Origin of the sequence: Lentzea sp. HUAS12 (assembly GCF_024125735.1) — a bacterium.
In the GTDB taxonomy this organism is placed as follows: Bacteria; Actinomycetota; Actinomycetes; order Mycobacteriales; family Pseudonocardiaceae; genus Lentzea; species Lentzea albida.
Map to the genome: position 1 here is coordinate 4,226,244 of NZ_CP099738.1, position 18,372 is coordinate 4,244,615.

General features: G+C 68.7%; 17 protein-coding genes. 10 read left to right on the forward strand and 7 right to left on the reverse strand.

Annotation, left to right across the window (positions count from 1 at the left end; all coding sequences use genetic code 11):
- Positions 1-63 precede the first annotated feature (63 nt).
- Together ND450_RS18595 and ND450_RS18600 are read left to right on the forward strand one after the other, a co-directional pair.
- Positions 64-918, forward strand: coding sequence for a lytic polysaccharide monooxygenase (locus ND450_RS18595; protein WP_253327332.1), 855 nt, complete (start codon positions 64-66; stop codon positions 916-918).
- Between the two features lie 83 nt (positions 919-1,001).
- Positions 1,002-2,243 (forward strand): ThuA domain-containing protein, encoded by a 1,242-nt coding sequence (locus ND450_RS18600; protein ID WP_253327333.1) that lies wholly within the window; start codon positions 1,002-1,004, stop codon positions 2,241-2,243.
- Here ND450_RS18600 and ND450_RS18605 read toward each other — a convergent pair.
- Positions 2,230-2,628, reverse strand: a complete 399-nt coding sequence (locus ND450_RS18605; protein WP_253327334.1) for a hypothetical protein — start codon at positions 2,626-2,628, stop codon at positions 2,230-2,232. The genes ND450_RS18600 and ND450_RS18605 overlap by 14 nt on opposite strands.
- A 146-nt stretch (positions 2,629-2,774) precedes the next feature.
- On the opposite strand from ND450_RS18605, the gene ND450_RS18610 reads away from it, so the two are divergent.
- The 5 genes from ND450_RS18610 (at position 2,775) to ND450_RS18630 (ending at position 6,680) form a co-directional block, all read left to right on the forward strand.
- On the forward strand, positions 2,775-3,212 hold the full coding sequence (locus ND450_RS18610) for a helix-turn-helix domain-containing protein (RefSeq protein ID WP_089919208.1): 438 nt from the start codon (positions 2,775-2,777) through the stop codon (positions 3,210-3,212).
- Between the two features lie 3 nt (positions 3,213-3,215).
- Complete coding sequence (locus ND450_RS18615; RefSeq protein WP_089919210.1) at positions 3,216-3,728, forward strand: ImmA/IrrE family metallo-endopeptidase; 513 nt, start codon at positions 3,216-3,218, stop codon at positions 3,726-3,728.
- Complete coding sequence (locus ND450_RS18620) at positions 3,728-4,837, forward strand: MAB_1171c family putative transporter (RefSeq protein WP_253327335.1); 1,110 nt, start codon at positions 3,728-3,730, stop codon at positions 4,835-4,837. Before ND450_RS18615 ends, ND450_RS18620 begins: the two co-directional genes overlap by 1 nt.
- Before the next feature lie 176 nt (positions 4,838-5,013).
- Positions 5,014-6,078: an ATP-dependent DNA ligase gene (locus ND450_RS18625; RefSeq protein WP_253327336.1), complete on the forward strand. Its 1,065-nt coding sequence runs from the start codon at positions 5,014-5,016 to the stop codon at positions 6,076-6,078.
- Positions 6,075-6,680, forward strand: a complete 606-nt coding sequence (locus tag ND450_RS18630; RefSeq protein ID WP_253327337.1) for a YigZ family protein — start codon at positions 6,075-6,077, stop codon at positions 6,678-6,680. The genes ND450_RS18625 and ND450_RS18630 overlap by 4 nt, the downstream gene beginning before the upstream one ends.
- Here ND450_RS18630 and ND450_RS18635 read toward each other — a convergent pair.
- Complete coding sequence (locus ND450_RS18635) at positions 6,677-7,456, reverse strand: alpha/beta hydrolase (protein ID WP_253327338.1); 780 nt, start codon at positions 7,454-7,456, stop codon at positions 6,677-6,679. The genes ND450_RS18630 and ND450_RS18635 overlap by 4 nt on opposite strands.
- A 91-nt stretch (positions 7,457-7,547) precedes the next feature.
- On the opposite strand from ND450_RS18635, the gene ND450_RS18640 reads away from it, so the two are divergent.
- Positions 7,548-8,117, forward strand: coding sequence for a TetR/AcrR family transcriptional regulator (locus tag ND450_RS18640; protein ID WP_256557535.1), 570 nt, complete (start codon positions 7,548-7,550; stop codon positions 8,115-8,117).
- 43 nt (positions 8,118-8,160) lie between these two features.
- Here the strand turns inward: ND450_RS18640 and ND450_RS18645 are convergent, their stop codons facing one another.
- From ND450_RS18645 to ND450_RS18655, 3 genes are all read right to left on the reverse strand, one after another.
- Positions 8,161-10,773 (reverse strand): exo 1,3/1,4-beta-D-glucan glucohydrolase, encoded by a 2,613-nt coding sequence (locus ND450_RS18645; protein ID WP_253327340.1) that lies wholly within the window; start codon positions 10,771-10,773, stop codon positions 8,161-8,163.
- A gap of 445 nt (positions 10,774-11,218) precedes the next feature.
- The gene (locus ND450_RS18650; RefSeq protein WP_253327341.1) at positions 11,219-11,878 is read right to left on the reverse strand and encodes a YdcF family protein; all 660 of its coding nucleotides are present in this window, start codon (positions 11,876-11,878) and stop codon (positions 11,219-11,221) included.
- Between the two features lie 116 nt (positions 11,879-11,994).
- A complete protein-coding gene (locus ND450_RS18655; RefSeq protein ID WP_253327342.1) occupies positions 11,995-13,641 on the reverse strand; it encodes a glutamate--tRNA ligase in 1,647 nt (548 codons plus the stop codon).
- 102 nt (positions 13,642-13,743) lie between these two features.
- On the opposite strand from ND450_RS18655, the gene ND450_RS18660 reads away from it, so the two are divergent.
- Complete coding sequence (locus tag ND450_RS18660) at positions 13,744-14,364, forward strand: L-threonylcarbamoyladenylate synthase (RefSeq protein ID WP_089919225.1); 621 nt, start codon at positions 13,744-13,746, stop codon at positions 14,362-14,364.
- A gap of 10 nt (positions 14,365-14,374) precedes the next feature.
- Here ND450_RS18660 and ND450_RS18665 read toward each other — a convergent pair whose 3' ends face one another.
- Positions 14,375-16,198, reverse strand: coding sequence for a S8 family serine peptidase (locus tag ND450_RS18665; protein WP_253327343.1), 1,824 nt, complete (start codon positions 16,196-16,198; stop codon positions 14,375-14,377).
- Positions 16,199-16,438: 240 nt separating this feature from the next.
- Here ND450_RS18665 and ND450_RS18670 point away from each other — a divergent pair, with 240 nt between their 5' ends.
- Complete coding sequence (locus ND450_RS18670; protein WP_143091667.1) at positions 16,439-17,398, forward strand: hypothetical protein; 960 nt, start codon at positions 16,439-16,441, stop codon at positions 17,396-17,398.
- 328 nt (positions 17,399-17,726) lie between these two features.
- On the opposite strand, the gene ND450_RS18675 is transcribed toward ND450_RS18670, so the two are convergent.
- Positions 17,727-18,308, reverse strand: a complete 582-nt coding sequence (locus tag ND450_RS18675; protein ID WP_245786302.1) for an NUDIX hydrolase — start codon at positions 18,306-18,308, stop codon at positions 17,727-17,729.
- Between the last annotated feature and the right edge of the window lie 64 nt (positions 18,309-18,372).

Genomic DNA, 18,372 nt, shown 5'->3' on the forward strand with positions numbered 1-18,372 from the left:
GTACATCTTCCGTGAACGACTCGGGTCTGGCACGCGTACCCCTAGAAGGAAGGGGGCGGTGCCGTGTTCCGTCTGCTGGGCGTGCTGACGCTGCTCATGGTGCTGTCCGCGGGTCACGCGCACGCCCACGGAGCGCCCACTGACCCCGCGAGCAGGGCTTTCCTCTGCTCGCCAGGTCAACCCACAGCATCATCCTCGCCCTGCCGCGGCGCCATCGCGGCGGGGTTGCCGTCCAAGGAGTGGGACAACATCCGGCTGGCGAACGTGCGCGGCCAGGACGCCGCGAAGGTCCCGGACGGCAGGCTGTGCAGCGCGGGACTCCCGGCGTACGCCGGGCTGGACCTGCCGTCGGCCGCCTGGCCGGTGACGAAGCTCAAGAGCACCGCCTTCACCTACAAGGCCACGATCCCGCACCAGGGCTCGTTCCGGTTCTACGTGACGCGGGACGGCTACACGCCGGACAGGCCGTTGCGGTGGGCGGACCTGGACCAGTTCCTGAGCGTGCCGTCGCCCCCGCTCGTCAACGGCTCCTACCAGTTCAAGGTGCAGCTGCCGCAGGACCGGACCGGACGCCACCTGATCTACACGGTCTGGCAGAACACGGACACGCCCGACACCTACTACTCGTGCACCGACGTCGAGATCGCGGCGGCCGTGAAACCCGCACCGCAGGCCCAGCCCGCCCCCGTCGCCGCACCGCCGGTGAAGACCGCGCCACCGACCGCACTCCCGACCACGACGCCCTCCACCAAGCCGTCCGCGCCGAAGTCGAGCGTTCCCCGGCCGGTTCCCGTTGCGTCGAGTGCCGAACAACCTCCTTCCGACGCGACGAGGTTCGGCATGGCAGCCGTGGTCGCGGCCCTGGGCGGTCTCGCCGTGCTCGGCGGGTTCCTGTTGTGGCGCAGAAGAATTCTGTGAACGTACCGGTCCCCAACAGGTCTATACCACCTCTATCGTGATCTTCGGGCGCGCAACCCCTGCTACACGAAGGTGTGTACCCGATGGCACGAAAACTGTTGGCGTCACTGGCATTGCTCGTCGCCACCCTCGTCCCGGTCTCCTTCTCGGCACCCGTCACGGCACAAGCGGCGCCGTTCAAGGTGCTCGCCTTCTACAACGGCACCTGGGACGCGGCGCACATCGCGTTCGTCAAGGAGGCGAACCCCTGGCTGACCCGCGCGGGCCAGGAGAACGGCTTCACCTACGAGTCCACGACGGACTGGAACCGGCTCAACAACCTGACCCCGGCGCAGGCGCAGGTCGTGGTGTTCCTCGACGACGCGCCCACCGGGTCGGCCGCACGCGCCGGGTTCCAACGCTACGTCGAGGCCGGGGGCGGGTTCTTCGGCTTCCACGTCAGCGCGTTCACGCAGAACGCGAACGAGTGGTCGTGGTACCACAACACGTTCCTGGCCAAGGGGAACTTCGTCAGCAACACGTGGGGCCCGACCACCGCGGTGCTGAAGGTCGAGACCCGCACCCACCCCTCGACGCTGCGCCTGCCGGAGAAGTTCACCTCGGCGGTCAGCGAGTGGTACAGCTGGGACCGCGACCTGCGGCAGAACCCGAACGTCCAGGTCCTGGCGAGCGTCGACCCGTCGAGCTTCCCGCTCGGCACCGACCCGAACCAGCAGTGGCGCAGCGGCTACTACCCGATCATGTGGACCAACAAGAACTACAAGATGATCTACGCGAACTTCGGGCACAACGCCATGGACTACGCGGCCAACAAGCCGCTGTCGTCCACGTTCGCGAGCCAGACGCAGAACAACTTCCTCATCGACAGCCTGCTGTGGCTGGGCGGGGGCGGCACCCCGCCGCCGCAGGGTGAGTGGAAGACGGTCGTCAACCGCGGCAACGGCAAGTGCGTCGACGCCGCCGCGGCGGGCGTGAGCAACGGCACCGTCATCCAGCAGTACACGTGCAACGGCACCACGGCGCAGAACTTCCGCGCGGTGGCGACCACCGACGGCTACTCGCGCGTCGAGTACCGCAACGACCCGCTCAAGGTGCTCGACGTGAGCAACGTGTCGAACGCGGACAACGCCGGCATCCACCTGTGGGACTTCGGCGGCGGCACCAACCAGCAGTGGCGGGTCACGACCGGCGCCGACGGCTACTCGACGCTGACCGCCCGGCACTCGGGCAAGTGCCTCAGCGCCCCCGCCGGGAACTCCGACGGCGTGCAACTGGTCCAGGCGACGTGCAACGGGTCGGCGGCACAGAGTTTCAAGATCGGTTAGCCGGGCGTTCGCGAGCGGTTCCGGTCAGACGGCCGGAACCGCTCACGACCACCCGCTCCCCCGGGACCGGCTCGCTCTGGTGCGGCGCGCCCAGGAACCCGTACATGTCGTTGAGCTGGTGCAACGCCTGCACCGCGTCCCGCCACACCGGGCAGGGCCACGCCCGGTGCTGCCCGTACCAGGTGCGGCACGACTTGCACCGGTGCCGCTCGTCCGGCTCGTGCATCCGCAGCAGCCCCCGCCACCACGGCAGGGCGTCGCGGAGCTGTTCGCGCAGTTCGAAGGCCTCGTGAGGCGATTCCGACCGCGCGAGCTGGTCCATGGTCTTGTAGACGACGTCGATCACCGACCGGTGGAACGAGTCCTGTCGTTCAGCAAGCGCCATGTCCGGATGTCCTCCGCGAAGTTGAGACAGGCACGGCGTGAGTCTATGTTGGCCAGTGGAGGGCTTTCAACTGGTGAAAATCCACTCACCCGCTCGGCCCTTTCCACGAGTGGAGACGCTCACCGCGCAACCGGGGGGATCAGGCGATGGCGGGGGAACGCTCCCTGGCGGACAGGCTCAACCACCTCTTCGCCAGGTACACGTCCCGTTCCGGCCACGAGTTCAGCAACGAACAGGTCGCCGCGGCGATCGCCGAGACCGGCGTGACGATCTCCCAGAGCTACATCTGGCAGCTGCGCAAGGGCAAAAAGGACAACCCGACGTTCAAGCACCTGCAGGCCCTGGCAGGCTTCTTCGGTGTGCCCGTGAGCTACTTCTTCGACGACGAGGTCACCGACCGCGTCGACGAGCAGCTGAAATCGTTGCAGGACGAGCAGTCGCGCCTCAACGAGATCGCCGCGGGCAGCGACGCGCAGCTCATGGCGATGCGCGCGGGGGAGCTGTCACCGGACCGCCGCCGCCTGGTCATGGAACTGCTCGACGTGGTCTACCGACAGGAACAGGCCGAGCGCGGTGAAGGATGACTCGTGGCCGAACGAGATTTGCGCAAGCGGTGCCGCCGCCTGCTGAACGAGCTGGACATCCAGCCGCCGCTCGACGTCTCGGAGCTCTGCCGCCGGGTCGGTGACCAGCGCGGCAAGCCGATCCGGCTGATCGCGCACCCGATCCCGGTGCCCGGCCCGTACGGCGTGTGGATCGCGACCGCGAAGGCCGACTACATCCTGTACCAGCAGGAGACGTCGAAGGCGCACCAGAACCACATCATCCTGCACGAGCTCGGCCACCTGCTGGCCGGTCACACGAGCGACGAGCAGGACGACGGCCTGCTCACGGGCCTGTACCCGGACCTCGAGCCGGACGCGGTGCGGCGGGCGCTGCGGCGCACCTCCTACGACTCGGAGCACGAGCGCGAGGCCGAGACGGTCGCGACGATCATCCTCGAGTGGGCGTCGGTGCTCGACAAGGTCGCGCCACGGGCCTCGGAGGGCCCCGCGCGCCGCATGTCCTCGTCACTCGCGGACCGCCTGGGGTGGTTGTAGTGGAGTACCTCAAGGAGACCCAGGGCATCGTCGCGTTCTCGGCGCTGGCGGTCGTGCTGTACCTGCTGGTGCGCCGGCCCCGCGACCCGCGCCTGCGCTCGGTGACCGCGCTGGTGGCGGGCTGGGCGATCGGCTACCCGTTCGGCCGGGCGGCCTCGGCCGGACGGTGGTTGTTCGGACTCGACCCGATGGTCTGCCAGCTCATCCAGCACTCGATGCTGCAGGTCGGCGTGTACGGGCTGATCTGCTTCTTCATCTTCTCCGCCCTGGACGACGCCCGCGCGAAACGGCAGGCGTTGCTCCAGCTCGCACCCCTGGTGCTGTGCATCGGCATCATGACGTCGGCGGTGCTCGCGATCCCCGACGAGCTGCGCGTGGCGGCGGCCCGCGTGCCGAACTCGCTCGGCGGCGGCCCGACCGGGATCCTCGCGATCACGGTGTTCTACGCGCTGGGCAACGGCTACCTGCTCTACGGCTTCGCGACGATGTTCGTCTGGGCCCGCCGCTACGCCCGCGAGGCCGAACCCCGCCTGCGCCGCGGCCTGCTGATCACCTCGACGGGCCTCGCGCTGCTGGTCCCCGCCGACGCGATCTTCGTGTCCTCGAACATCTCCCGCTACTTCGGCGAGCCGCTCCCCCGCTGGCTGCTGACCACCGCCGTGTGGTTCCTGCTGCCGGGCGTGCTGCTGGCCGTCGTCGGCGTGATCTACCCGATCGCGGCGATGCGGTTCGCGGCGAGCCGCCTGTGGCTGCGGCACCTGCGCGCGTACCACCGCCTGGCTCCGCTGTGGACGCTGCTGCACCAGTCGTTCCCGGAGGACGCGCTGCACCGCGTGCCGTCGCGCCGGGACGCGTTCTCGTTGCGGGGCGTGCACCGGCGCTACTACCGGCGGGTGATCGAGTGCCGCGACGGGCTGGTGCGGATCAGCCCGTACGTCGCGGAGACGCCCGAGGAGCTGCCGTTGTCCGAACGGCTGCGGACCGGGCTGGAGACGCGCAGGTCGGGAGCGGTGACGATGAGGCTGCCGATCGCGCTGGCCATCCCCGAGGACGACGGGATGGACGCCGACGTGCGCGAACTCGAAAAGCTCGCGGTGTCCCTGCGCTGAGCAAGGCCGTGTCGGGCCGCCCCGTCCGCGATAGCCGCGCCTGAGGGGATCTGTGGCGGCACCGCCGCAACTTCCTGATACGTCCGGTATGAGGCAGCTGCGGCGGCACCGCCACAGCTCCGCTCAGACGTGACTCTCATCGAACGGAGCGGCCCGACACGGCCTATGGTCGCCCAGTGGACCTGCCCGTGATGCCGCCGGTGAAGCCGATGCTCGCGAAGTCCGTCCCCGAGCTGCCGCGCGGGGACGGACTGGCGTACGAGCCGAAGTGGGACGGCTTCCGCTGCATCGTGTTCCGCGACGGCGACGAGGTCGAGCTCGGCTCGCGCAACGACAAGCCGCTCACCCGGTACTTCCCGGAGGTCGTGGAGCTGCTGAAGCGGGCGCTGCCGCCGCGCTGCGTCGTGGACGGCGAGATCGTGCTGGTCACGCCGGACGGGCTGAGCTTCGACACCCTCCAGCTGCGGCTGCACCCGGCCGCGTCGCGCGTCCGGAAGCTCTCGGTCGAGACGCCGGCGAGCTTCGTGGCGTTCGACCTGCTGGCGCTGGGCGACTCCGACCTCACCAGCCTGACGCTGGCCGAGCGGCGGTCCTTGCTGGAGAAGGCCGTCACCGAGGTGCCGGGCATCTACCTGACACCGTCCACAACGGATCCCGAGGTCGCGCAGGACTGGTTCACCCGGTTCGAGGGCGCGGGCTTCGACGGCGTGGTCGTGAAGGCCCTGGACGGCGTCTACGAGCCCGACAAGCGCGTGATGTTCAAGGTCAAGCACGAGCGGACGGCCGACTGCGTGGTCGCGGGCTACCGGCTGCACAAGGACGGCGAGACGGTCGGGTCGCTGGTGCTGGGGCTCTACCAGGACGGCGAGCTGCACAACGTGGGCGTGGCCAGCAGCTTCACGGCGGCGCGGCGGAGGGAGCTGGTCGACGAGCTCGCGCCGTTGCTCGACCCCGCCGAGCATCCGTGGGCGGCGTGGGCGACGTACGAGGGTCCCGGCATGAACAGCCGGTGGAACCCCGGCAAGCAGCTCCAGGTCGTGCTGCTGGAGCCCAGCCGGGTGGCGGAGGTGCGGTACGAGCACGTCCAGGGCGGGCGGTTCCGGCACACGGCCCGGCTGGTGCGGTTCCGCCCCGACAAGGAGCCCCTGGACTGCACGTACGAGCAGCTCGAGGAGGTGCCGCCCGCCGAGCTGGACGCCCTGTTCGGCGAGGCCGAGCGCAGGCGCACAATCGAACCGTGAAGGTGATCAAGCGGGACGGCAGGCACGAGATCGAGATCCAGCGGTCACGGTTCCTGTGCCACGTCGCTCGCGTCACCACCGACCAGGACGCTTCGGACTTCTTCGCCCGGATCCGCAAGGAGCACTGGCAGGCCTCGCACAACTGCACGGCGTTCCGGACCGCGGACACCCAGCGCTCGTCCGACGACGGCGAACCCGCCGGGACGGCGGGCGTGCCGATGCTGGAGGTCCTGACCAGGCGTGATCTGGTCGACACGGCCGTCGTCGTCACCCGCTACTACGGCGGGATCAAGCTCGGCGCCGGTGGCCTGGTCCGCGCGTACGGACGGGCCGTGTCCGAGGCCATCGACGCGCTGGGGACCTTGAGTCGCGAACGGCACGAGAGCGTGCTGCTGGCGGTGGACCACGATCAGGCGGGGAAGCTGGAGAACGCGTTGCGCGCGGCCGGGCACCACGTCGCGGACACGGACTACGGTCATGACGTCACCTTCACCGTTCTCACGAAGGACCCGGAGGCGTTCGAGGTCTGGCTCGCCGCTCAGACCGGCGGTGCGGTCACCGCGATCAGGGGCGAGCCGGTCGACCTGGACGTTGCCGACTAGAACTTCCCGGCCCAGCCGAGGGCGTAGTCGGCGACCTCTTCCCAGCCCTGCGTGCCCATCACGAAGTGCGGGCGGTTCGGGAACTCCTTGATCTCCGTGACGGTGGGCGTCTTGTACCGACGGGCGTTCTCGCGGTTCATCGACGCGGGCACGACGTTGTCGCTCTCACTCGCGATGAACAGCAGCGGCGCGCGGTTCGGGTTCTTGTAGTCGACCTTCGTGGCGTTGTGGGTGGTGAAGTTCGCGGTCGCGGCCTGCCACAGCGGACGTCCCGGCGCGGTGATGGCCCACTTCTCGCGCAACGCCTCGGCTTCGTCCTTCGGAAGCGTGTTCGTGAAGGCGTAATGCCATTCCTCGGCCGTCAGGGCGACGTTGCGCTTGACGTTGGCCGGGTTCTTGAGCACCGGGAACGCGGCCTTGAGCGACGAGAACGGCAGGCCCAGCGTGCCCTTGGCGGGCGCCGAGTGGATCGCGACACCGGCCTTGCCGAGGCCCCGGTCGAGCAGCTTCTGCGTGATCAGGCCACCGAACGAGTGGCCCATGATGATCGCGTCCTCGGCGTGGTGGTCGCGGATGAACTTCTCGACGTGGTCGGTGATCTCGACGACGCCCAGGCCGTTCGCGACCTCCGGGTGGGCCCGCATCTGCGCGACCTCGCCGTAGCCGGGCCAGGTCGGCGTGAGCACCTCGTGGCCGGCGGCCTCGAAGCGTTCGGCGACGTTCTTCCAGCTCGCCGCGGTGAGCCACAGTCCGTGAACCAGCACGATCTTCGACATTTCCGTCTCCTCCGGTGGCGGAGAACGCTCGTTCTCCGGTGTGTTTGCTACAGTAGAGAACGAGCGTTCTCCACGGCAAGGGGTAATCGAAGTGACCGCGACCACACAAGGTGATGCTGAGGCCCGGGAGAGGGTCCTGGAAGCCGCTGACCGGCTCTTTTATGCGAAGAGCGCGCACGCGGTCGGCATGGACGAACTACGCGCGGAGGCCGGCGTCTCCCTGAAGAAGCTCTACTCGCTCTTCGACGGCAAAGAAGCGCTGGTCGAGGAGGTGCTGCGGCGGCGGGAGGAGGCCATCACCGCCGCGACGATGAAGTACGTGCTGCGCGCGTCGACGCCGGAGGACCAGATCCTCGCGGTCTTCGACTGGATGGCGGACTCGTCCGGGACGACGGACTTCCGCGGGTGCGCGTTCATCAACTCCTACGCGGAGCTGGGGCCGTCCTCGGAGCGGGTGACGGCCGTGGTGCGCCACCAGAAGTCCGGCGTGCGGGGCGCGATCGCGGCGATGGTCGCGGCGACCGGGCGGCAGGAGTGGGTGGCGGACTCGATCTTCCTGCTGTTCGAGGGGGCGATGACGAACACGGCGATCACGGTGTCGTCCGAACCCGCCCGGCAGGCACAGGTGGCGGCGCGCTTCCTGCTGGAGAAGACAGCCTGAAGCGCGCCGCGGTTCACCCGTTGGTGCTCACGTGCAACGGCGGTTACGTGCAGGGGATGACATCGGGATCGGCGCCCGCCTTGGGCACCCACCGGATGTTCGCGAACGAGGCCTGGAACGCGCCGTCGGTGTAGACGAGGAACGGCGTGTTGACGCTCTCCAGGTCCAGCCCCTTGTCGGAGAAGCAGGAGACGGGCACCTTGACCGTCGCCTTCTGCCCGACCGGGAGGTTGCGGAACGCCTGCGTGGCATCGATCTCGGCCATGCACGGGTACTGGCAGTGCGCGCTGATGACCGTGCGGTTGGCCGGGGCCTGGTGCACGATCACGTCGAACTGGATGGCCGCGTTGGCGTTGCCGTAGCCGCGGAGGTCGCTGACCGCCGGGCTCTGCAGGTACACCTGGGCGGGGCCGGTGCCGGTCCACGTGGTCTTGAGCGCGTCCTGCTGGACGTTGACGTCGGACTGCACGACGTTGATCTCGGCGTGCGAGGCCTGGCCGTCGGGCCCGATGACCGTGCCGCCCCAGTTCTCCGCCGAGCCGATCATCGACTGGTACGGCGCGATGTCGGTGCGGTTGAAGATCTCGAGGTCGTCGGTCGCGGTGCCGCCGCCACCACCGGAGCACAGGACGCCGGGGCTCGTCTCGTCGAGCTTGCCGACGCGGCCGGTCTCCCAGTCGCGCAGGCCGTAGCCGAGCTTGAACAGCGGCTTCTTCGCGGGCTCACCGGGCAGCGCCGGGCAGGCCTCGCCGGGCCACGAGTAGGACAGCTTGCCGCTGAACCCGTTGTGCTTGCCGCGGATCAGCAGGTCGGCGATGCCGCCGCCCTCGGAGCCGGGCAGCCAGGCCGCCACGAACGCGTCGGAGCGGTTGATCTCCTTGTTCATGTACAGCGCGCGGCCGCCGACGTAGACGGTGATGACCGGCTTGCCCTTGCCCGAGACCTTGTCGAGCACGGCGATGTCCTGCGGGTGCAGGCGAGCGGCCTCGAAGGAGCGCTTGCCGAGGTCGCCGACGCCCTCCGCGTACGGCGTCTCACCGATGACGGCGATGACGGCGTCGAACTGGCTCGGGTCGACGCCCTCCGCGGTCTCGGCGAACGTGACGTTCGAGGTGCCCAGGGTGTCCTGGATGCCCTTGAGGATGCTGGTGGCGTTGGGGAAGTCGGCGTTGGTGTTGCCGGTGCCCTGCCAGGACAGCGTCCAGCCACCGGTCTGGTTGCCGATGTTGTCGGCGCTCTTGCCGACCACCAGCACCTTGCTGCGCTTGGGAAGCGGCAGCACGCGCTTCTCGTTCTTCAGCAGCACGGCGGACTCGCGCACGGCCTCGCGCGCCAGTTCCTTGTGCTGCAACGCCTTCGCGTCACCGGCGTGCTCGCGCAGCGACGGCTTCTCGGCCTCGAACACACCGGCGCGCAGCTTGACGCGCAGGATGCGGGTGACGGCGTCGTCGATGCGCGCCATCGGGATCTCGCCCTTTTCGACGGACGCGATCGTGTTGGCGATGAACGCCTTCCAGTCGTTCGGCACCATGATGATGTCGAGACCGGCGTTGATCGCCTGCGGGCAGCTCGCGTTGGTGCAGCCGGTGACCTGGCCGTGGCCGTTCCAGTCGGAGACGAGCAGGCCGTCGAAGCCCATCTTCTCCTTGAGGATGCCGGTCTGCACGTACTTGGAGCCGTGCACCTTGCCCTCGTTGATGACGTCGTTCGTCCAGCTGTTGAACGAGATCATCACCGTCTGCGCACCCGCGGCGAGGGCACCGTAGTAGCCCTGGCCGTGGATGTTGATCATGTCCTTCTCGGACGAGGCGTTGATGCCCTGGTCCTTGCCTCCGGTCGTGCCGCCGTCACCGAGGAAGTGCTTGGCGGTGGCGATCACGCCGTCCTCGCCGATGCGCTTCTTCGCGTTGTCCTGCAAGCCCTTCACGGCCTCGTAGCCGTAGGCGCGGGTGATGCGCGGGTCCTCGGAGAAGCCCTCGTACGTGCGGCCCCACCGGTCGTCCTGCACGACGGCGAGCGTCGGCGCGAACGCCCAGTCCTGCCCCGTGGCGCGGATCTGCTCGGCCGTGGCCTCGTTGATGTCGCGGATGAGGCACGGGTCCTGCGTCGCACCGAGACCGATGTTGTGCGGGAAGACCGTCGCGCCGTAGACGTTGTTGTTGCCGTGCACCGCGTCGATGCCCCAGATGACGGGGATCTTGGTGCGCGACTGCTTCGAGGCCTCGAAGTACGCGTCGGCGAGCGCGAGCCACTCCTGCGGCGTCGCGTTCTTCTTGGCGCCGGGCCAGCTGCCACCACCGTTGAGGACGGACCCGAACCCGTAGTTCTTGACGTCCTCCGCCGTGATCGCGGCGATCTCGGGCTGCGTCATCTGGCCGACCTTCTCGGCCAGCGTCATGTCCTTGAGGATCGCCTTGATGCGGGCCTCGTCCCTGCGGTCACCCGTGAGCTGGCTCTCGACCTTCGGCCAGCCCTTGAGCTCCGGCAAGGACTTCTCGATGCGAGCGCAGCCGTTCTGCGTCTTCGGCTGCCCGATGACCGTCTGCTTGGGCGGCTTCGGCGGCCAGTGCTGCGCGTCCTGCGCCACGGCCGCCGAGGTCGTGCCGGCGGCGAGCGTCAGCCCCAGCACTGCGGCGAGAGTGCTTCTCCATTGCATGCCGCGATCCTCAACGGCGTGTTACGTCCGCGTCAATGGGAACGCTCTCACGACTTTGTTCCGGAAACTTTCGGGACGAAAGTCCCATAGCGGGCTTGTTCGGTGCTGTGCGGTTTTGGGGTGGGCTGGTTGGTTGGTGCCGGTTCCAGCGGGGTGGTCGCCTGTGTGCGTGCGTCGCCCTTGTGCGGGTGCTTGCTCGGGTCTTGACGAGCCGGGGCACTTCATCGCCGCTTCGCGACGATCGCGATTGGGGCTTGACTTCGGGGCCCTTGCGAGGCGCTGGTCGGCCTGGAAAAGCCGGGCTGAAAAGCGCCCGGCCGATCTCGGAAGGGTAGCGCCTCGCACCCAAGGTCAAGCCCCAATCGCCGTCGGGGTTGCGTCACCACCGCTTCCCGAGCAGATAGAGGTAGGGACGCCTCGCCTGCGGCATTGCGTTCGTTCGCGCCTACCGGCGCAGCATGCGGCTGTCAAAACCGGCTGTGACGAGCCGGTCGTACGCGGCGGACACGTCGGACGGCACGTCCTGTGCCTCGGCGAAGCCCTGCTTCGGATACTCCACGACTCGCTGCAGGTCCCCGACGAGCATGTCGATGACGAGCTTCTCGTCACCGATCGACCGAACGTAGTCCGCGAACTCCAGCGGCTCCGAGGCACAGACGACATCTACGCCCGGCCACACCTTCCGGCACGTCGCGTACGCGCGGCGCTCCATGTAGGGCTTCGAGATCAGCAGCACCGAGAGCGGCTCGTGACCGTTCTCCGCCAGCAAAGCACGCGACAGCGTCATGTTCTGCCCGGTGTTGCCCGCCTGCGTCTCGACCAGGATCGCGCTCTCCGGCACGCCGAGCGCCAAGGCGTGCTCCCGGTAGTGCACCGCTTCCCCGCGCGGGAACCGGGCGGCCGTCGTCGGGCTGTTCCCGCCGCTGAACACGAGCAGCGGGAACAGCCCCTTGCGGTACAAGTCGGCCGCGAAGGTCGCCACACCCAGGTCGTGGCTGCCGAGGCCGATGGCGACGTCGACCGGACGTGGTTCGTGCCCCATCTGGTGGTAGCCCCAGATGGTCTCCGCGTCGCGCCGTTGCTCGTCGCTGATCCACGGGCTCACAGGTGATGCGCTCCTAGTTCACACCGGCCACCGAGGCCGCACGGTCGTGGGCCGAGCACCGGAAAGTGAACGGCCCCCGGCTCCCGTAGGAGCCGAGGGCCGTTCACACACCTGTGTCAGCCTGCCAGCACGCGCACCCGGCGCAGCACCTCGTCCGCCCCCAGGGTGCGGGCCACCGCGTGCAGGTCCGGGCTCGCCTTGGAGCCGGTCAGCGCCACCCGGATGAGCTGCGCCGCCTCGCGGATCGAGCCGGGGTACGCGTCCGGGTTCTTCTTGTACTCCTTGGGGTTCGGCGCGAAGCCGTGCTTGGTGGCGAGCTCACGGATCTGGCCGAACCACTCCTGGCCGTCCTCCAGGTCGGCGTAGCCGTCGGCGAAGTCCGCGGCGAACGCCGAGATCAGCTCCGGCGGCAGGCCGCCGAGGCGCTCGTCGGTCCTGTCCGAGACGAGCGGGAAGAGCGACGGGAAGAAGAAGCCGTAGGCGGTGCGGAAGTCCGACCACTTGCGGAGGTCCTTGCGCGGGTTCGCGACCTCCGGGCCCCGCTCCACCTGCAGAGCGGCCAGGGCCGCGTCGCGTTCCGCGGCCAGCACCTCGACCAGCTCGGGGTCGTACTTGGTGGCCCACTCCGAGACGCGGGCGATGATCTCCTCGCCGGAGAGGGTGGCCACGTAGTCGGCGCAGATGTCGTCCAGCTTGACGAGGTCGACCAGCGGGCCCGCCACGCCGCACTCGGCGAGGGAGATCGGCGACGCCAGGGCCTCGTCCAGCGGCAGTTCGGCCAGGCGGGCGTTCACCAGGCCGCGCAGGTAGTACTGGACGGCCTCGGCCGGGAAGCCCGCCTCGATGAAGAACTCGACGGAGGCCTCGGGGTCCTTGCGCTTCGAGAGCTTGCGGCGGGAGCCGCCCTGCTGCTTCATCAGCGGCGCGATGTGGGCGTACTCGACGCGCTCGAAGCCCAGGGCGTCGAACAGCTGCAGGTGGGTCGGGACGGAGGAGATCCACTCCTCGCCGCGGATCACCAGGTTCACGCGCATCAGGTGGTCGTCGACGGCGTGCGCGAAGTGGTACGTGGGCAGGCGCGGGGACTGGTCGGACGCCTTGAGGATCACCACGTCGTTGCGGTTGGCCTCGTGCTCCAGCGGGCCGCGGATGGCGTCGACGAACGACGTGCGCTCCCCCGCCTTGCCCGGCGAGCGGAAGCGGACGACGTACGGGCGGCCCTCGTCCAGAGCGGCCTGGACGTCCTCGGCGGTCTTGTCGCGCCAGATCGCCCAGCGGCCGTAGTAGCCGGTGGGGAGCTTCGTGGCCTGCTGGCGCGCGGTGATGTCCGCGAGCTCTTCCTTCGTCGCGAAGCAGAGGTACGCCTTGTCTGCGCGCAGCAGCTCGCGCACGTACGTCAGGTAGATCTGCTCGCGCTGCGACTGGTGGTACGGGCCGTACGCGCCCACCTCGTCGGCCTCGTCGGGCTGGATGCCGAAGTACTCGAACGCCTGGTTGAACTGCTCGACGGCGCCGGCGACCTCACGGGCCTGGTCGGTGTCCTCGACGCGCACGATGTACGAGCCACCCGAGTGGGTCGCGATGTCGCGGTCGATGGAGCCGACGTACAGGCCGCCGATGTGCAGGAACCCGGTCGGCGACGGCCCCAGGCGGGTGACCTTCGCGCCTTCGCCCAGCCCGCGGGGCGGGTACTGCTCCTCCCAGAAGGACGGCTCAGGCAGGTCCGAGGGGAACAGGGCGTCGACGACGGCACGGTCGAGCATCGCTAGGGGTCTCCAAAACGGGGTGGAAGAAGTCTCCCCAGGTTAGCAACGCGGGCCAGCCGAAATGCCGGGCCCCAGATCAAGAGCATAAGCTGACTCGCCATGGCCAAGTACCTCGACGTCCACCCGGTCAACCCGCAGAAGCGCGCCATCGACCAGGCCGTGCGGATCCTGCAGGAGGACGGCCTGATCGCGTACCCGACCGACTCCTGCTACGCGCTCGGCTGCCGCCTGGGCAACAAGGACGGCATCGACCGCATCCGGGAGATCCGCAAGCTCGACGACAAGCACCACTTCACGCTGATGTGCGAGAACTTCGCCCAGCTCGGCCAGTTCGTGGTGGTGGACAACGCGGTGTTCCGCGCGGTGAAGGCCTCGACGCCGGGCAACTACACGTTCATCCTGCCCGCGACGAAGGAGGTGCCGCGCCGCATGATGCACCCGAAGAAGAAGACGGTGGGCGCGCGCATCCCGGACCACGTCGTCACGCAGGCGCTGCTCCAGGCCATGGGCGAGCCGCTGCTCACGTCGACGCTGCTGCTCCCCGACGAGGCCGAGCCGCTGATCGACGGCTGGGAGATCAAGGAACGCCTCGACCACGTGGTGGACGCGGTGATCGACTCCGGGGAGTGCGGCACCACGCCCACCACGGTGGTGGACTTCTCGAGCGGCGAGGCCGAGATCATCCGCTACGGCGCGGGCGACCCCGAGCGCTTCGAATAGCCCCGGGGACCTAGGACACGACCAGCGCGTAGTCGGCGTCGGTCGCGGCGGTCTCGGTGTGGCCGTCCACGTTGACGGCGGTCGCGACCACCTCGACCGTCCAGGTGCCCGCGGCCGCGGTCTGGAGCAGCACGTTCTCCACGGTGTCGACGGTGTTCGCGCTGCCGCCGGAGGTGGAGAAGTTGCCGGCCAGGAGGCCGTTGTTGCCCCAGTAGACGGTGCCGTTGGGGGCGGTGACCTTCAGCGACAGGTCGTTGACCGTGGCCTTGGCCGCGGTCGGCGAGCCGGCCGGGTCGGTGTAGGCCAGGGTCGCGCGCAGCGGCTGCTGGCCGTTGGACGTGAACGTGTACTTGCGCGACTGACCGGTCGTGAGCAGGTCGGTCTCGTTCACCAGCACCGGCAGCTTCCAGCCGCCCGCCTTCGCGCGGTCGTACAGGTTGCGCACGGACGCGGTGCCCCAGCCCTGGTGGGTACGGGTCTGGTCGTGCGTGGTGCCGCTGAACGTGAACTGGTTCGCGGTGTTGATCAGCAGCGCCTTCGCGGTCGCGGCGTGCGGGCGGGAGGCGAACACGTCACGGCCCTTGCCGGGGCCGCCGTCGAACACGCCGTCCGCCCACATCTGGAACATCAGGCCGGCGTTGCCGCAGGTGATCGGCGTGGCGCCGGACGTGCCGCCGAACGACGTGGTGTACGCGGTGTCGTTGGTGGAAGTCGTGGTGTCGATGCGGTCGTAGTAGTTCGAGATCTCGGGCTTGATGCGGCCGTCGGCGGCGGGGCCGATCGACGCTCCGCCGTTCCACTTGTCGTCGGCGCGGTCGAGGGTGTTGTAGTGGTAGTGGCCGCCGACCGAGAGCACGTTCTTCGCCCACGCCTGCGGGCGCGAGCTGCGAGTGCCCGCGTTGCTCTGCGACTGGCAGATCAGGATGTCGTGGTCGAACACGATCCTGTCCATCTGCTGCGAGATCGAGTTGTACGCCGTGGTGAGCGAGTCGCCCCAGCTGTTGCTCTGGAACACCGCCCGGTACTGGCCGGACGGGTCGACGAGCTGCTGGGTGTGCGCGTAGCGGTCGCCGGAGCCGTAGATCGCGAAGATGCCCTGCGCCTCGGGCAGCAGGCCGCGGTGCGCGGACGAGACGCCGGACGCGAAGATCTGCCCGTACGTCGACGTGCCGTGCGAGGTGCTCGACGAGTTACCGGTGTGCATCAGCGGCGGGCGGGCGCGGAACTCCTGGTGCGTGGTGCGCAGGCCGCCGTCCATCACCTCGCCCCGCACGCCCTGGCCCTTGTAGCCGCCAACGCTCTCGATGTAGTTCGCGCCGGACGACTCGCGGGAGATCGCCATGTCGGTCTCGGGTGCCGACACCGGGTCGATCGCGATCACGGCGGGCAGCTTCGCGAGCTGCGCGACCTGGCCCGCGTCCAGGCTGGCCATGATGTGCTCGCGGCTCGCGGACACCTCCTTCACCTTGCCGCCCAACGACTTCACCTTGGCGGCGACGGTGCGCTGGTCGCGCTCGTCCTGCTCGACCAGCGTGATCAGGTAGTTCGACGAGCCGCCCAGGGCCATGACCCGCGGCTGAGCCTGGAACGGCGTCACCTGCCGCACGTAGCCCAGCTTGGAGACGCGCGCGGTGTCCGTCATGCGGGCGAGGTAGGTGCCGTCCTGGACGAACGCGCCGAGCCGCACGCCGAGACCCTCGAGCTGGTCGCGCTGGCTGTCGGACAGGGTGGCGCGGAACTGCAGCAGGTACGCGCCCTCGGCCGGGGCCGCGACGGCGGGCACGCCGCCGAGCAGCGAGAACACCGCGGCGACGCTCACTATTGTGCGCAGCACTGAGAAAACCTCCAACGGCAGGGGTGGCGGCGACCGGAGGGAGTCACTGCCCGTGACCAGCACGTTACCGGTTTCGAGGTGGCCGGGACATCAGTCGTTCGGCGGTGATCATCTCGCGGGACGGTGTAGAAGAATCCCCTCGCCCGCCGACATTCGCGTTCACCCGGATGGTGCATCCGGAGTAACGTCCGATCAGGTAAGCCCGACATGCCCGGCAAAGCATTTCCGCGCGGAGGACGGATGCCTGTCTCACCTGAGCAGCTGATGGAAGAGCTGCGCACCCTGTGCCGCGGGCGCGGTGTGCAGACTCCCGGTATCGACTTGCACGTCGGACCGGCGCTGCGCCAGGTGTGCGGCATCGTGGAGACGGACGGCGCGGAAGCGGTGCGCACGAAACTGCGCGACTGGGTCGCGAACGCGACGCGCGGATTCCCCGTCGAGGTCCGCAACGCCGTTCTGGCGCCGCTCGGCCTGCACGACGACGCCCAGTTCCGCTTCCTCAACGAACGCATCGAGTGGCTTGCGAAACAGCAGGACCGGGGCGCGCGCACGGTGCGCAGGAGGATGGACGCCGGGCTGCAGCGCCTGGTGGAAGTGGCGCTGCAGCCGGCTCCTTCGACGACGCACGTGGCGCCGTCGGAACTGTGGCACGTCAAGGAGTTCGACGCGCTGCTGAAGCTGGACGGCCCGACGCCCGCGTGCACGGAACGCCGGACCGTGGTGGCCGACACCGACGGTGTCAACGAGATCGCGTGGTCGATCACGATCCCCTCACCCACGCCCGACGGTGCTCCAGGTGACCTGGACGTGGAGGTGCTGCACGGGGTCGAGCTCATCGGCCACGAACGTCCGTCCCCTCGACGTTTCCTGATGAAGCTGCGGTTGCCCCGACCCCTCAACGCGGGACAAACGCACCAGTTCGCACTCGAAGTGCGCGTACCGCGAGGACAGTCGATGCGTCCGACCTACGTGTTCTGGCCGGAGCGGATGTGCGAGTCGTTCCGGTTGCGCGTGCGGTTCGACCAGGACGACCTGCCGGCATCGGTGTGGCGCGTCGAGGAAGCCCTCGCGCGCGACACCGATGACCTGACGCCTTGGCCGCAGACGCTGCCGCTGGACGAGATCGGTGAGATCGACGTGCAGTTCCCACACCCTCGTCAGGGCCGCGGCTACGGCGTGCAGTGGACGCCACGCGGATAGCCGGAGACGTTCAGATCATCTCGATGCAGAAGTGCGGTTCCACGGCTGACACCTCCCTTTGACGGTCAGGGAGAACCGCAGCCCGAAAGACGGGTCAGATCACCGTCGCGATGAAGACGCTGCCGGCCATGAATCCCACGAAAAGGCAGATCGCGGCAACTTTCACAACGGTGGCGAGTGAGCAGATCATTCTCATCGAGAAATTCACCTTCTCATCTGACTGGCTTTCGGCCTGTTGTTCTCGCCGATGCACCAAGAATGGCTTCCAGTCAGCCGGATGAGAATGGGTTTCCTGTTGCGTGCAGAATGAGGAAACCCTGCGCGCGCGTTATTTCTGGGTCGTGCGGCGCAACGCCATGACGAGCAGCGCGTGCGAACTGCCGGCGTGCGGGAGCATGCCCTGGCGGACCAGGTCGAGCGCGCGGCAGAACGGCATGGTCCGCACGCGCAGGTCGGCCTCACCGGGCTCGAGCGCCGGCTCGCCCTGGGTGAGGTCGGTGGCGAGGAAGATGTGGTCGACGTGGTTGCTCAGGCTGTCCGCGCCGTGGATCTGGCCGAGCCGCTCCCACCGGCCCGCCCGCAGCCCGGTCTCCTCCGCGAGCTCACGACGTGCCGCTGCCAGCGGATCGGCGTCCGCCTCGTCGACGGCGCCACCGGGCAACCGCCACTCCGTGCCGCCGTGCGTGTAGATCCACTGGCGGGTGAGGACGACCTCGTCGTCGTCCTGGATCGCGAGGACCGTCACGGACCCCGGCGCCACCACGTGGGTGTAGGTGCCGTGCCCGCCGTCCGGTCTGACGACGCTGTCGGAGCGCACCTCGAACCAACGAGACCGGTGCACCACGTTGGTCGCCAAGCGCTGCCAGACCATCACCACACCAGCCGCCTCGTCGGAGCGCGTCATCACCATGACTCACATGGAACCATCGCCGACCGCTCCAGATGATCCCAGTTGATCGTCAATCACAGGCCAA

Excerpts from the sequence above, each read along its gene's own strand:
- ND450_RS18660 (WP_089919225.1), top strand. The coding sequence starts at position 13,744 with ATGGCCAAGTACCTCGACGTCCACCCGGTCAACCCGCAGAAGCGCGCC.
- ND450_RS18645 (WP_253327340.1), bottom strand. The coding sequence starts at position 10,773 with ATGCAATGGAGAAGCACTCTCGCCGCAGTGCTGGGGCTGACGCTCGCC.
- ND450_RS18655 (WP_253327342.1), bottom strand. The coding sequence starts at position 13,641 with ATGCTCGACCGTGCCGTCGTCGACGCCCTGTTCCCCTCGGACCTGCCT.
- ND450_RS18675 (WP_245786302.1), bottom strand. The coding sequence starts at position 18,308 with ATGGTGATGACGCGCTCCGACGAGGCGGCTGGTGTGGTGATGGTCTGG.
- ND450_RS18670 (WP_143091667.1), top strand. The coding sequence starts at position 16,439 with ATGCCTGTCTCACCTGAGCAGCTGATGGAAGAGCTGCGCACCCTGTGC.
- ND450_RS18605 (WP_253327334.1), bottom strand. The coding sequence starts at position 2,628 with ATGGCGCTTGCTGAACGACAGGACTCGTTCCACCGGTCGGTGATCGAC.
- ND450_RS18610 (WP_089919208.1), top strand. The coding sequence starts at position 2,775 with ATGGCGGGGGAACGCTCCCTGGCGGACAGGCTCAACCACCTCTTCGCC.
- ND450_RS18600 (WP_253327333.1), top strand. The coding sequence starts at position 1,002 with ATGGCACGAAAACTGTTGGCGTCACTGGCATTGCTCGTCGCCACCCTC.
- ND450_RS18635 (WP_253327338.1), bottom strand. The coding sequence starts at position 7,456 with ATGTCGAAGATCGTGCTGGTTCACGGACTGTGGCTCACCGCGGCGAGC.